General features: G+C 69.9%; 15 protein-coding genes and 1 pseudogene. 8 read left to right on the forward strand and 8 right to left on the reverse strand.

All coding sequences use genetic code 11. The features are described 5' to 3' along the window. Positions 1-52 precede the first annotated feature (52 nt). The gene (locus tag OG906_RS34195; protein WP_329438785.1) at positions 53-1,033 is read left to right on the forward strand and encodes a PucR family transcriptional regulator; all 981 of its coding nucleotides are present in this window, start codon (positions 53-55) and stop codon (positions 1,031-1,033) included. Between the two features lie 9 nt (positions 1,034-1,042). Here the strand turns inward: OG906_RS34195 and OG906_RS34200 are convergent, their stop codons facing one another. The 4 genes from OG906_RS34200 to OG906_RS34215 are packed head-to-tail and all read right to left on the reverse strand — an operon-like array spanning position 1,043 to position 4,325. Further along, positions 1,043-1,258: a hypothetical protein gene (locus OG906_RS34200; RefSeq protein WP_329438783.1), complete on the reverse strand. Its 216-nt coding sequence runs from the start codon at positions 1,256-1,258 to the stop codon at positions 1,043-1,045. Between the two features lie 49 nt (positions 1,259-1,307). Continuing rightward, positions 1,308-2,606, reverse strand: a complete 1,299-nt coding sequence (locus OG906_RS34205) for an ArsB/NhaD family transporter (RefSeq protein WP_329438781.1) — start codon at positions 2,604-2,606, stop codon at positions 1,308-1,310. Further along, positions 2,603-3,070: a CBS domain-containing protein gene (locus OG906_RS34210; RefSeq protein ID WP_329438779.1), complete on the reverse strand. Its 468-nt coding sequence runs from the start codon at positions 3,068-3,070 to the stop codon at positions 2,603-2,605. Before OG906_RS34210 ends, OG906_RS34205 begins: the two co-directional genes overlap by 4 nt. Then, positions 3,057-4,325, reverse strand: coding sequence for a cation:proton antiporter (locus OG906_RS34215; protein WP_329438777.1), 1,269 nt, complete (start codon positions 4,323-4,325; stop codon positions 3,057-3,059). Before OG906_RS34215 ends, OG906_RS34210 begins: the two co-directional genes overlap by 14 nt. A 202-nt stretch (positions 4,326-4,527) precedes the next feature. Here OG906_RS34215 and OG906_RS34220 point away from each other — a divergent pair, with 202 nt between their 5' ends. Further along, on the forward strand, positions 4,528-4,848 hold the full coding sequence (locus OG906_RS34220; protein WP_329438775.1) for a hypothetical protein: 321 nt from the start codon (positions 4,528-4,530) through the stop codon (positions 4,846-4,848). 3 nt (positions 4,849-4,851) lie between these two features. Beyond that, entirely contained in the window at positions 4,852-5,061 is a 210-nt protein-coding gene (locus OG906_RS34225) for a hypothetical protein (RefSeq protein ID WP_329438774.1), read from the forward strand. Positions 5,062-5,234: 173 nt separating this feature from the next. Here the strand turns inward: OG906_RS34225 and OG906_RS34230 are convergent, their stop codons facing one another. Both OG906_RS34230 and OG906_RS34235 read right to left on the reverse strand, forming a co-directional pair. Further along, on the reverse strand, positions 5,235-5,411 hold the full coding sequence (locus OG906_RS34230) for a hypothetical protein (RefSeq protein ID WP_329438772.1): 177 nt from the start codon (positions 5,409-5,411) through the stop codon (positions 5,235-5,237). A gap of 95 nt (positions 5,412-5,506) precedes the next feature. Next, positions 5,507-7,407, reverse strand: a pseudogene (locus tag OG906_RS34235) (NAD-binding protein). 262 nt (positions 7,408-7,669) lie between these two features. Here OG906_RS34235 and OG906_RS34240 point away from each other — a divergent pair. From OG906_RS34240 to OG906_RS34255, 4 genes are all read left to right on the forward strand, one after another. Further along, positions 7,670-8,179: a hypothetical protein gene (locus OG906_RS34240; protein WP_329438770.1), complete on the forward strand. Its 510-nt coding sequence runs from the start codon at positions 7,670-7,672 to the stop codon at positions 8,177-8,179. 88 nt (positions 8,180-8,267) lie between these two features. Continuing rightward, positions 8,268-9,791 (forward strand): flotillin family protein, encoded by a 1,524-nt coding sequence (locus OG906_RS34245; RefSeq protein ID WP_329438768.1) that lies wholly within the window; start codon positions 8,268-8,270, stop codon positions 9,789-9,791. 77 nt (positions 9,792-9,868) lie between these two features. Next, a complete protein-coding gene (locus OG906_RS34250; RefSeq protein WP_329438766.1) occupies positions 9,869-10,144 on the forward strand; it encodes a hypothetical protein in 276 nt (91 codons plus the stop codon). Between the two features lie 253 nt (positions 10,145-10,397). Further along, a complete protein-coding gene (locus OG906_RS34255) occupies positions 10,398-10,805 on the forward strand; it encodes a hypothetical protein (RefSeq protein WP_329438764.1) in 408 nt (135 codons plus the stop codon). A gap of 59 nt (positions 10,806-10,864) precedes the next feature. Here the strand turns inward: OG906_RS34255 and OG906_RS34260 are convergent, their stop codons facing one another. Both OG906_RS34260 and OG906_RS34265 read right to left on the reverse strand, forming a co-directional pair. After that, positions 10,865-11,311 (reverse strand): hypothetical protein, encoded by a 447-nt coding sequence (locus tag OG906_RS34260; RefSeq protein WP_329438762.1) that lies wholly within the window; start codon positions 11,309-11,311, stop codon positions 10,865-10,867. A gap of 53 nt (positions 11,312-11,364) precedes the next feature. Next, positions 11,365-11,541, reverse strand: coding sequence for a hypothetical protein (locus tag OG906_RS34265; RefSeq protein ID WP_329438760.1), 177 nt, complete (start codon positions 11,539-11,541; stop codon positions 11,365-11,367). A 300-nt stretch (positions 11,542-11,841) separates the two neighbouring features. On the opposite strand from OG906_RS34265, the gene OG906_RS34270 reads away from it, so the two are divergent. Then, positions 11,842-12,414, forward strand: a complete 573-nt coding sequence (locus tag OG906_RS34270; protein WP_329438758.1) for a MarR family winged helix-turn-helix transcriptional regulator — start codon at positions 11,842-11,844, stop codon at positions 12,412-12,414. Positions 12,415-12,417: the final 3 nt, after the last annotated feature.

Raw genomic sequence — 12,417 nt, forward strand, 5'->3', positions numbered from 1 at the left:
GCTGGCGGGGTATGTGGAGTGCCTGCGCGACGCCTGTGGCACCGGGCGTCGGATGACGCGCTCCGAGTTGGAGGCACGCCGCGCCGAGGGGGAGCGGGCCGCGGAGCTGGGTCTCACTTTGCGCGTGATGATCCGCGAGCACCTGGCGGTGTCCCAGGAGGTCCTCACCCGGGTGCCGATCCAGCAGGCGGGTTCGCTGCTTGCCGTGACCGAACAGGCGGTGGACGCCTTCGTCGAAGGCTACGAGCGCGCCCAGCACCAGGCCGTGCGCCAGGAGGAGGCCGCACGTCGCGAGTTCATCGACGACCTCCTCTTCGGGCGCAGCGATCTGGGCCGGCTGGCGGAGCGTGCCGAACGCTTCGGACTGCGTCTGTCGCAAGCGCACGCGGTGGCCGTGGCGAGCGGACCTGAGCCGTACGGGGACGGGTATCCGGTGGCCCGCGGGATCGAGTCGGCGGTGCTGGCCCGGTTCGCAGGCAGGCAGATTCTGCTCGCCACGAAGGACGGGCGGCTGATCTGTGTGGCCCCCGGTGACCAGCCGGATGTTCTGGCGTTCTTCGCCAAGCAGGCGTACGCCGCCACCGATGGCGGCAAAGTGGCCATAGGCCGCTCCCATCCGGGCGCCGGCGGCGTGGTGCACTCCTACGAGGAGGCGCTCAACGCCCTCGAACTGGCGGAACGGATGGGCCTGGACGGGCCGGTACTGCACGCTGCGGACCTGCTGGTCTACCCGGTCCTGACGCGGGACCGGCAGGCGATGGCCGACTTGGTGGAGAACGTGCTGGGCCCGCTCCGCAACGGGCGCGGCGGCGCGCGGACCTTCATCGACACCCTCACCGCGTACTTCGACAGCGGCTGTGTGGCGACCGAGGCCGCACGGAAGCTGTCGCTGAGCGTGCGGGCGCTGACCTACCGGCTGGAGCGGATCCACACCCTGACCGGCGCGGATCCGGCCGACCCGGTCAACCGCTACACCCTGCAGACCGCGGTGATCGGCGCCCGCCTGCTCGCCTGGCCCGACACCGAGGCGTGAGCGTGTACCTCAGGGCGTGCGGTTGTTGCGTGCCGCCCGATCCCGGATGCGGCAGCGCACCCAGTGGGCCACTTCACCGAGGCTGATCAAGAGGGCGGCGCTCGCCGCACACGTCACCAGCGAGGCAGGTGTGTCGCGGATTTGCCCCGCACCCCACAAGAGTGTGGTGAAAGCGCCCCACCACAGGGCGATGGAGACGGCCTCCACGCGGCGGCTGCGTGCCATACGGGGGCTCCTTCTCTCCTCCCTGGAGGGGGAGGGGGCGGCCGGTTTCTTATGCCAGGGCGAAGTAGCGCAGCCACAGGTAGAGGGCGGAGATGGCGATCGTGACGGCGGTGACGATGAGGCCGTATTTGGTGAACTGCCAGAAGGTGATGGGGTGGCGGTTGCGTTCGGCGATGCCGAGGACGACGACGTTGGCGGAGGCGCCGATGGCGGTGGCGTTGCCGCCGAGGTCGGCGCCCAGCGCGAGGGCCCACCACATGACGTGGTCGGGGTCGCCTCCCATGTCGGTGACGAGTTCGCTGGTGATGGGCGCCATGGTGGCCACGTAGGGAATGTTGTCGACGATCCCCGACAGGACGGCCGATCCGCCCAGCAGGAGCATCGTGCCGCCCAGCTGGGCGCCCCCGATGACACCTGCGAGGGAGCTGGCGAGTTCTCCGATGACGCCGGTCTCGATGAGCGCGCCGACCATGACGAACAGGCCGGCGAAGAAGGCCAGGGTCGGCCATTCGACCTCGCCGAGCACCTCTCCGGTCTCGACCTTGGAGATCGCGATCAGCAGACCTGCGCCCAGGAGGGCGACGACGCTGGGCGCGTAGTGCAGGACGGGGTGCAGCACGAACCCGGTCACGACCAGCGCCAGGACGGCCAGGCCCTGGATGAGCAGGCGGGGCTCTTTGATCGCCTCGCGTTCGCGGAGCTCCATGATTGCGGCGGCGCGCTTCTCGTCGTAGACGAAGTGCCTGGCGAACATGATCCGGCACAGCGCTACCAGGACGATGGTCAGGACCGCGGCCAGCGGTGCGAGGTGGACCAGGAAGTCGTTGAAGGTCAGGCCGGCGCGGCTGGCGATGATGATGTTGGGCGGGTCGCCGACGAGGGTGGCTGTGCCGCCGATGTTGGAGGCGAATACCTCGGCGAGCAGGAACGGGACCGGGGAAAGCTTCAGCCGGTCGCACACCAGCAGCGTCACCGGGGCGACCAGCAGCACCGTGGTGACGTTGTCCAGCAGCGCCGAGGCCACCGCCGTGATGACGACCAGCATGGCCATCACCCGGAACGGTCTGGCCTTGGCCTTCTTCACCGACCAGATCGCCAGGTACTCGAACAGACCGGTCCGCTTGAGGACTCCGACGATCATCATCATGCCGAGCAGCAGGAAGATGACGTTCCAGTCGATGCCGGTCTTATCCGAGTGGAAGGCCGACGCGTCGTCGGTGGCGCCGATGGCCAGCATGAGCGCCGCGCCGCCCAGGGCGGCGGCGACGCGGTGGATCCACTCGGTGATGATCAGCAAGTAGACGCCCGTGAAGACCGCGACGGCCGCCCAGCTCTGCCAGCCGCTCACCCCTGACCCCCCACGTCCAGGAGGTGACGCATCAGAGAGGCGGCCGAGACCACACCCACCAGCCGGCGCCCGTCGTCGTCGCGGTCGATGACGGCGACCAGCGGTACGTGGGTACGTGCCATGAGAGCGGCGATCTGCAGCGCCCCGGCCTCGGGCCCGACGAAGGCGGGCTTGAAGGAACGCGCCGGGATCCACTGGGCGACGGTCTTCCCGGTCAGGGCCTCGGTGAGGGAGTCGGCGTGCTGGTCGTCGATGACCGCGGCCAGCAGCGGATCCTCCATGACGTACTCGGGCACCAGCTGCCGCACCAGCTGCGATCCGGGGACGACCGCGTACGGGGTGCCGTCCCGGTCCAGGACCAGGAGCGCGGCCATGTCGTGTTCGGCGACCAGGCGCACGGCGTCCAGGGCCTGGTCATCGGTCATCACATGCGGGTAGGGCTCGGCGAGATCACGGGCGATCATGCTGCTTCTCCTGGTCGATTGCACTGCGCGGTGCCGAAACGGTGTCGGTCGGCTCGGGGGCCCGGTCGTCGTCCGGTATGCCGGTGAGGTCTTCCACGTCGAAGAGGCGGGCGATGGGGACGTCGGTGCTGGAGTGGGCGATGATCGAGAAGGCGATACAGACGGCGATCAGCGTGTACGCCTGTTCGCCCTGCGGGATGCCGGCCTGGAGCACGAGCAGGCCGTAGACGACGGACGCGAAACCCTTGGGCCCGAACCATGCGGCCACCAGCTTCTCCCGCCGCTCGATCCGCGCCCCCAGCAGCGAAACCAGCAACGAGGCCGGGCGGATCAACACGATCGCCAGCACCACGGCCACGTACCCGCCCGCCGACAGATCGCCGAAGAGTGCCGGGGTGAGCAGGGCGCCGAAGACGAGGAGGGCGGCGAACTTGGCCAGCTCCGCGAGCATCTCGCCCAGCGGCTCGAACACCGTCTTCGACTCGGGCGAGACGGACGCCAAGACGGCGCCCGCGGAGAACGCCGCCAGGTAGGGATTGGCGTGAGTGAGGTGACACAGCCCGTACAGGATGATCCCGGTCGCCAGCGGCAGCAGCGGCTGGAGCTTCGGCTCCGCCCCCAGCAGCCGCAGCCGGACCAGACCCGCCACCATCAGCGGCAGCACGACACCGAAGACCAGACCGAGCCCGAGCTCCAGGCCGATCTCACCGACGGAGGCATCCGCCTGACCGGAGGTGGGACCGGCCGCGGCGATCAGAAGCAGGACGACGGGCAGCGCGAGGCCGTCATTGATGCCGCTCTCCACGTTCAGCAGCTGCCGCAGCTTCGCCGGAACTTCCTTACGGCCCACGATCGCCGACGCGAACACCGGATCGGTCGGCGCGAGGACGGCGCCGACGAGGAAGGACGTCGTCCAATCCAGCCCGACCAGGTAGTGCGTGATCAGAGCCATGCCGGCCATGGCCAGCGGCATGCCCAGCCCCAGCGCGCGGGCCGGGTTCTTCCAGTTCTGCCGCAGCTTCGGGAAAGAGACGTGCATGCCGTCGGTGAACAGCACCGCGAACAGAGCCAGATCGGCAGTCACCGACACGATCTCGCTGTCCGCCGTGATGTGGATCAGCCCGAGGAACCCGTCACTGACCAGCGCCCCGCCCAGCAGGAACAGCAGTGAAGTGGACAAGACCGTACGGGCGGCAAGCCCGGACAGCAGCACGGCGACCAGCAGCGCCACACCGAAAACAGCGACGAGCACCATACGTAAGACCCCGATCAGCGAAGAGAGCTATCCCCATTCGCCGACCAGGCTTCCCGGCACACCACGGCGGACTTTACACGTTCCATACGCCCCATTGACGGTTCCCTGACAGCAATCCGCCTCACCCGAACTTGCCGGACTCCGGCATGAAAAAGTCACGAGCACCCCGTCTATCGTGGGCGTCCGACCCAGGAAGGTACCGATGAACGGCAACCCCATCTATCACGCGATCGCCCTCGCGGCCGGCACCCTGCTCGTGCTGCCCCTCCCCTTGGCGGTCCTCGCCGGCTGGACGCCACGCGGCCTGCGGGGTCGACGACTGGCCGCGCGCCCCCATGCCTGGGCCGTGCTCTGCTTTTACACCCTCATGCCGCTCAACGCCGTGCCCCGAATGCTGGACGCATCTGCGGATACCGTGATGGCCTGCATGGTCCTCGGCTTCGTCTGCATCGCGGCCGCTGTCGGCTGCTTCATCCAGGCCGAGTGCACGGCACGCCGAGCCGACCCCGAGCAGGTGGCCTGACCAATGGACGGCCGCAGCATCACGGAGTGGGCGCGCCGCAACATCACCGAACGCCGCATGGCGGTCGCCATGCTGATCGCAGGGATGCCCCTCACTCTGGTCAGCGTCGCCTTGTACGTCCTTCCCGGCCCCGGCTTCCCCTTCCTCGTCATCGGGCTCTCCCTGCTGATCACTGGCCTCGCGATGCTTGGGGCGGCCCGCAAGAGCCCCTGACCGATCCAGGTCAAGCCGCGCGGCCTCGTGTACACCTGGCGCGGGGTGTGCAGGAGCCGCACGACAGCCCTGACCCCCGCGTTCGTCCTGCGTGCACGCCCGCTTCGTGCGACGCGGACCAGGCGGGTGAGCATGCCGCGTCCGCGCCGCCGGAACGCGTGCTGCCTAACCGGTCACCGCTGCTTGGCGGAGATCCACACGGCCGCCGCGGTCGCCACGGCGAACGCGCACAGGGCGAGGAGCACACTGCTGTACTCCGGCAGCGCGTACATCACGGCCCCCGCTGCGGTCAGCACGGCGCCGAAGGTGAACAGCGGCGAAGGACGCCCGGTCCGGGAAGGGCGGGGCATGGCGAGCACTCCTGGCAGGGAGGGAGTCGAACCATAAGGCTCCCACGGCCCGGGGGCCCGGTACAGCACTACCCGCCGCTGCCGGACGCGTCCGATCAGGAACCCGAGGCGTGTACGTCCCGGCGGCCGAGGAGCTCGGCCAGCCCCCGCCGCGTGGCGGCGAGTACGACCCGGTCCTGGGCCTTCAGGACGTAGCCCGGATGGAGGTCCCACACCAGACGGGCGTGGAGTTCGGCCGCTTCGCCGGGCGTGGACGACAGGTCCGGGAGCCGTTCCTCCGGTGAAGCGGTGTCCAGGGCGATCACCCGCCACGCCCCCGGCCTAAAGGACTCGGCGACGGTGCGGCCTTCCAGCTGCGGGTGCCCGGCGACGTCCAGGGCGGCGAAGAGCAGCACGCGCCGCTCCACCGGGATGGCACCGAGGATCTGCCGACCCATCATGGCCCCGGCGAATGAGGGCGCGGCCAGGTGCGTGACGCTACGGCTTCGGGTGAGGGCGGCCGGGTGCGCGGCGCGCAGCGTGCGGTAGACGGCGGTCGCGAAGTCGTCCTCGTACAGCCGCATGACGACCCGCAGGTCCGGCCTGACCCACGGGCGTACAGGGCGGCCTCCAGGTTCGTTGTGTCGGCGCTTGTGAGTGCCAGGAGCGCGTGGGCGCGGTGGATCCGTGCGGCCTCCAGCACGCCCTCTTCGGTGACGTCCCCCAGGACGACGGGCACCCTCATGCGGCGGGCCAGAGCGAGACCGCGGGCCTCCGGGTCGGACTCGACGCACACCACCGGGATCTCCAACTCCCGCAGCCGGACCAGGACCCGGGCCCCGATCTTGCCGAGCCCCAGCAGGACCACGTGACCGGACAGTCCGCGGGGCGGACGGCGCAGCGCCGTCGCGCTGCGGAACGCCCCCAGGCCCTCCAGCGCGGCCGCGACCAGTACCGGCAGGAGCAGCAGGCCGACGAAGCCGGCCAGGATCTGCAGCGTCTTGCGCTCGGGAGCCTCGTCGACCGCCGGGTCGTTGATGGCGAAGATGTCGAGCAGGGTGATGTACGCGGCGTGCAGGGGGTGGTCGCCGGTGGTCAGCCAGGACGCCACTGCCAGGCCCGCCACCGCGGCCACGATGCCGGCCAGCGACCAGCGCAGCCGCCGCGAGAAGAGCGAGGCCACCGGCAGCGACGCCGCGGCCAGGCGCCGCCCCGACCCGGCCGGACCCACATGCGTCATCGCCTCGAGCGCCACAATGCCGCGGCCGGTCGCGGCCGCCACCGCCCGCTCATCGGGCAGCAGTTGCGGTCCCTGGTTACCGCTGCGGTCCGACCCTTCGCTTCCGGCAGGATCTGCGGCGGTCGCGGACAGCAGCGCCAGGGTGCACAGGCCCGGATCGGCGACCTGGCCCCGCCCCGGAGGGGTACGCTCCACCGCACGCAGCAGTAGACCGTCGGCCTGGATGACCTTGCTGGTCCCGGCGATGGCGCTGGCCGCGAGCGCCGGCGCGGCGGTGTCCGCGTCCGAGAGGACGGTCGTCGACGAGTCCAACTCGCGCAGGTCGATACCCGGCTCGGCCACGACCGCCGCTTGGTCCAGCAATTCCTCAAGGTGCTGACCGAGCTTGCGGTTGTACAGGCGGATCACCAGCCGCAACCTTGGGTTGAGCCGACGAGCCACGAGCGCGGCCCGTACGTTCGTGTCGTCGTCCTCGTATACCAGCGCCAGCGCGGCCGCCCCGGACACCCCCGCCATGACCAACGCCCCCTCGTCAGGGTCCGCCGCCTCCACGACACGTAGATGACGGCTGCCGGCGCCCTCCGGCGAGGACCGTTCCGCCTGCCTGCTGCCGGGTACGCGCCCGCGCAACCCGAGACTCCGTACGCTCCAGCGGCCGACAGCCCCGTGCGGCGCGTGCACACCCTCCGGCACCACGAGCGTCACCCGCTCCCGGTACACGTCGCGCAGCTCGGCGGCCAGCCGACGCGCCAGGCCGTCATCGCCACAAACAACCATCTGACCAGCGGGAAGAGGAAGTTGAGCCTGCAAGGGATTCGACACGGCCCCAGGATGCCTTGTACCCGCCAGCCGCGCCCACCGCGTTCCGGCTACGGCGCTCCGCGCGGCACCGTGGCCGACTGACAGGAGGGCCCCCGACCCTCGACGATGTGCGTCAAAGAGGCGTAAAGATTGCCGACGGCAGGCAATGTGCGAGCCCGCCTCCCCCTGCCAATCTGGTGCTGTCCAGCGGGAAGGCAGCGATCAGAGGGGAGGGCCCATGGGCTTGTTTCTGGGTCTCGGCATCGGGGGAGTCGTGCTGCTCGCTGTCTCGCTGGTGTTCGACGGGGTGCTCGAAGGGATCTTCGACGGAGCCCTGGACGGACTGTTCGACGGGTGGCTGTCGCTTCCGGTGATCGCGGGCTTCGTCTCGATGCTCGGCTTCACGGGGGCGATCGTGCTCGGGTCCACGGGGCTCGGGCAGGGAGCGGCAGCCGCCGCGGGGGCCGTGGCCGGAGCAGGCGCGGGCTGGGCGACGTACGGCTTCAGCCGGGCCCTGCAACGCGACGGCGAGGGCAGCGCCCCGCACCAGGCGGAACTCGTCGGTTCAGCGGGCCGGGTGGTCACCGCCATCCCGGCCGACGGCTACGGCGAGGTACTGCTGTCGCTCGGCGGCCAACCACTGAAGTACGCCGCGACCGCCGACGCCCCGATAGAGCGAGGGGCCGAGATCTGGGTGACGGCCACGCCGTCCACGACCTCGGTCAGCGTCCGCGCCGTCAACCGCTGAACGGCGCCACCCACGCTTTCCACCTTTCCGATCCTCTTTCCATCAGCCCTAGAGTCTGCCCCCTTCCGGGAGGCAGGGGGGAACCACCATGAGTCCTGTTGTCACCGCGGTCGTGGGAGTCGTCGTACTCCTCGTCCTGCTCGCCCTCGTCGTCGTCACCCGCTACAAGGTCGCCGGACCCAGCGAGGCTTTCATCATTACCGGGCGCCGGGGCAAGCGGTCCACCGATCCGGAGACGGGGCGGATATCGACCGACACCACCGGCCAGAAGGTCGTGGTCGGCGGCGGCGTGTTCGTCGTCCCGTTCGTCCAGCAGCGGTACACCCTCGACCTGTCCAGCCGCCACATCCCCATCGCCGTTCGCGGCGCGGTCACCCTGCGCGGCATCAAGGCCCACCTCGAAGGCGTCGCGATCGTCAAGGTCGGCGGCAACGAGGACGCCATCCGCGCCGCCGCCCAACGCTTCCTCCAGCAGCAGGACGGCATCGTTGGCTTCACCCAAGAAGTCCTCTCCGGCGCGCTGCGGGCCATCGTCGGCCGGATGTCGGTCGAGGACATCATCCGCGACCGGGCCGCCTTCGCGGGGCAGGTGGCGGAGGAGGCCGAGGCCAGCCTGTCCGGCCAGGGCCTCGTCCTGGACGCCTTCCAGATCCAGGACATCACCACCGAGGGCTCCTACCTTGAGGACCTCGGACGCCCCGAAGCCGCCCGCGCCAAGCAGGAAGCCGACATCGCCGAGGCCAACTCCCGCCAGGCCGCCGAACAGGCCCGCCTGAAGGCCGAGGAGGAGATCGCCGTCGCCCAGCGGACGTTGTACCTGCGGCAGGCCGAGATCAAGGCGGAGACCGACGCGGCGACCGCCCAGGCCAACGCGGCAGGCCCTTTGGCGGACGCCGACCGGCAGCAGCAGATCCTGGCCGAGCAGGAGAAGGTAGCCGAACGCCAGGCGGCGCTGACCGACCGCCAGCTCGACACCCAGGTCCGCAAGCCCGCCGATGCCCGGCGCTACCAGGCCGAACAGGAAGCCGAAGCGCTGCGGGTCGCCCGCGTGAAGCAGGCCGAGGCGGAGCGTCTGGCGGCCATCGCCGCAGCCCAGGCGGAGGCCGAGCGGGCCCGCCTGACCGGCGAGGGGGAGAAGCAGCGCCGCTCCGCCCTCGCCGAGGCCGAGGCCATCGAGGGCGCCAAGCGCGGTGAGGCCGAACGCGCCCGGCGCGCCGCCATCGCCGAAGCCGTACGCCTGGAGGGCGACGCGGAAGCCGCCGCCATCTTGGCCAAGGGCGCCGCCGAGGCCGAGGCCATGCAGAAGAAGGCGGACGCCTTCGAAAGCTACGGTGACGCCGCCATGATCCAGATGATGGTCGAGGCACTGCCCCAGGTCGTGGCCAAGGCCGCCGAACCTCTGTCTGCCATCGACAAGATGACCGTCATCTCCACCGACGGCGCAAGCAAGCTCTCCCGCACCGTCACCGACAACGTCGCCCAGGGCATGGAACTTCTTTCCTCCACCACCGGCGTCGACCTCGCTCAGCTCCTGGGCGGTCTGACCGCCGCCAAGACGTCCGCCATGCCCGAGCCGAACTCATCCAACGGCAAGATCGAAATCGTCGGCTAGCTCGCACATCCTTGGGGCCCGCTGAGAGCGGGCCCCAAGAGCGGGCGGCGGCAGACGCGAAACGAGGGGGACGCCGGGTGAACTACGACCGGGAGCCGGTGTTCAAACGAAGCAAGTGGGGCACCCAGAGGTACTACTACAACCCGCGCAACCCCATCGGACTCACCCTGATCATCGTCTCCCTCCTCTTCGCCGGGACGATGATGCTCCTCATGGCGAACCGGGCAGGCCCGTTCGCACCGGAGCCCGCGCCCACACGGAGTCCGCCACGATACGAATACTCGTGGCCACCACCGGCGAGCATCCCCACCCCCTGGCCGGCCCCGCTGCCCACCAGCCCGCTCGATCCTTGAGCGGCAAACCCGCCGGAGCGTGGCCCCGAGAGCCGCAGAGCGTCTCTGAACGGTGGAGCAGGTTCTACCCGCGTGCCACAGCCCATGCATCCCTCCGGTCCGTGATGCGACGATCCCCTGCTTGCCTCGCGTTTGCCGAGCTGTGCTCCCCATCGCAAAGACACAGGTCCGGCAACGGCTCCGGGGACGTCAGTCCAGGGCGCGCAATCAGGCTGTGATGAACTGATGATCGTTAATTGAAAGCAGGGGGCGAATGGAAGCCGATGAGACGGCTCTGGAAGTGTCGGTTCTTGAAGGCACCGCACCAGAGAGGGCTGAGAAGAGGGCCCGGGACGCGCGCCGCATCGAGGGGTGGTCGATCGTCTGGATGCTCCTCGCCATGCTGGTCTGGGGGTGCTTTATCTTCCTGATGGTTGCCGATTTCGGCCCCGAGGTGTCCTCATACAAGGGGACCCACGCTGTGTGCCAGGGACCGCTCGGCGACCCGTCGCCTCAGGACAGAATCTGCCGAAGCGACGAACTGCGGCAGTGGCCCGCGCTGATGGGCATCCTCGCGCTGGCGTCCATAGCCACTGTCACCGCAGCGGCAACCATGGTGTACGCCAAGGTCCTCGCCCGCCTGGCCCACAGCGACGGGTCCGGCGTGCGGCCACAAAGCTGAGGTCCCGTCTGCGTGGAGACCAGAAGGCCGCCTCTGGTCACCAGACCACCGTGAAGGCATCAGCACAGCCGCCCTGAACCGTGCAGATCACCGTATCGACGAGAGCCTGCGCGGAGCGCACCTGTCAGAGGCCGCCCCCAGCTGTCCGATCCGGCAAGGACCTGGCTGGTGAGATACACGCGCCGTGGCAAATGCGCGGTTCCCTCCGCCGCCCCGGGGCCGGTCTGCTCCCAGACGCGCAGGCACGTCACCAGGACGCGCCCGACGGCTTCCAGGGCGAGGGCCGCGTCGCACGCCTCGTCAAGCAGGAGCCCGACCAGTGAGGTGACGGGGACGACGATCCGCTCGACGACGTCGACCAGCAACTCGGCCATCCGCGGCTCGGCGCCGGCGAACTCGTGGGCGGCTTCGAAGTCACCGGCCTGGATGGCGCGGAGGTAGCTGAACGCCCCGATCGCCGGGTCCGGGGTCGCCCAAACAGTGGAGTGCCGCGGCCCCCGGACCACTCGGCATCGGCATCAGAAGCGCATCAAGGCTGCCGGTCGTCGGCCCCCAGGTCTCAGCGCTGCCGGGAGGCGAGCCAGGCCGCCGTCGCTGCGGCGAGAGCGAGGGCGCCGAGCGCGATCAGTGGCATGCCGGGGCCAGGGCGCAGGTACAAGAACGCGCCTGCGGCGGTGAGGATCGCTCCGAAGGCAAGCAGAGGCGACGCCGGCCCGGTCGAGGTGGGTCGTGGCATGGCGCGTCTCCTGGCAGGGAGGAAGGGCAGACGGTCGTCTCAGGCTCCCATGCGGTGAAACGGGAGTACAGCATCCCGCCTCACCGTCCACGTCACAGAGCGGGAGTTCGGCTGACCCGTACTCGTTGCTCCGTGATCGGTGCCCGACCTCCGCCATCGGTACATGCTTGCCGTCTGACCGAGGGCGGACACCTGCCCGGATGCCTTACTCGTCGAGCTCTCTAGGGGCCCTGCGCTCCGATCCGCAGGTTGGGAGGGCACCGGGTCGGCGCGAGGCGGGAAGGGGCGGTAGAAAGGAGCATGACCGAACTCCCGCATGCCACTGTTCCTTCGGCACCTCTGGACGACACAGTCGACGTGGACGACGTGACCCGTGCTCTTCTGACGGCCTCCCGGCTTCTTGTGGCGGTCTCCGCTCGCTCCCTCGCGGCGGCTGAGGACAAGGTCACGCTGGCGCAGTTCCGGATGCTGGTGGTGCTGGCCACTCGGGGCGCGGCGAAACTTGTGGTGCTTGCCGAAGCACTCGGGGTCAACCCCTCGACGGCGATGCGCATGGTCGACCGCCTGATCGTGGCCGGACTGGCAGACAGGCGGCCCAATCCTGAGAACCGCCGCGAGACGATGCTGTCGGTGACTCCCGGGGGCTTGCGCCTCGTGGAGGAGGTAACGGCCCGGCGCCGGCAGGAGATCGCGGCCATCGCCGCGCGCATTGATCCCAGTCAGCGGGCGGCACTGGTAGAAGCGCTCACCGCGTTCAATGCCGCCGGCGGCGAGCCCACTGTGCGCGATGGGGACGGTTCGCTCTTTCCACTGGGATGGAGCGACCCAGCGCAGCGGGGGAGCGGTGGGCAGGGTGACGGGGGCAGGCCCTGAGTG

This window comes from Streptomyces sp. NBC_01426 (assembly GCF_036231985.1).
GTDB lineage: Bacteria > Actinomycetota > Actinomycetes > Streptomycetales > Streptomycetaceae > Streptomyces.

Coding starts and splice junctions, on each gene's coding strand:
- OG906_RS34220 (WP_329438775.1), top strand. CDS start 4,528: ATGAACGGCAACCCCATCTATCACGCGATCGCCCTCGCGGCCGGCACC.
- OG906_RS34215 (WP_329438777.1), bottom strand. CDS start 4,325: ATGGTGCTCGTCGCTGTTTTCGGTGTGGCGCTGCTGGTCGCCGTGCTG.
- OG906_RS34255 (WP_329438764.1), top strand. CDS start 10,398: ATGGAAGCCGATGAGACGGCTCTGGAAGTGTCGGTTCTTGAAGGCACC.
- OG906_RS34230 (WP_329438772.1), bottom strand. CDS start 5,411: ATGCCCCGCCCTTCCCGGACCGGGCGTCCTTCGCCGCTGTTCACCTTC.
- OG906_RS34265 (WP_329438760.1), bottom strand. CDS start 11,541: ATGCCACGACCCACCTCGACCGGGCCGGCGTCGCCTCTGCTTGCCTTC.
- OG906_RS34245 (WP_329438768.1), top strand. CDS start 8,268: ATGAGTCCTGTTGTCACCGCGGTCGTGGGAGTCGTCGTACTCCTCGTC.
- OG906_RS34200 (WP_329438783.1), bottom strand. CDS start 1,258: ATGGCACGCAGCCGCCGCGTGGAGGCCGTCTCCATCGCCCTGTGGTGG.
- OG906_RS34270 (WP_329438758.1), top strand. CDS start 11,842: ATGACCGAACTCCCGCATGCCACTGTTCCTTCGGCACCTCTGGACGAC.
- OG906_RS34225 (WP_329438774.1), top strand. CDS start 4,852: ATGGACGGCCGCAGCATCACGGAGTGGGCGCGCCGCAACATCACCGAA.
- OG906_RS34240 (WP_329438770.1), top strand. CDS start 7,670: ATGGGCTTGTTTCTGGGTCTCGGCATCGGGGGAGTCGTGCTGCTCGCT.
- OG906_RS34210 (WP_329438779.1), bottom strand. CDS start 3,070: ATGATCGCCCGTGATCTCGCCGAGCCCTACCCGCATGTGATGACCGAT.
- OG906_RS34195 (WP_329438785.1), top strand. CDS start 53: ATGACGCGCTCCGAGTTGGAGGCACGCCGCGCCGAGGGGGAGCGGGCC.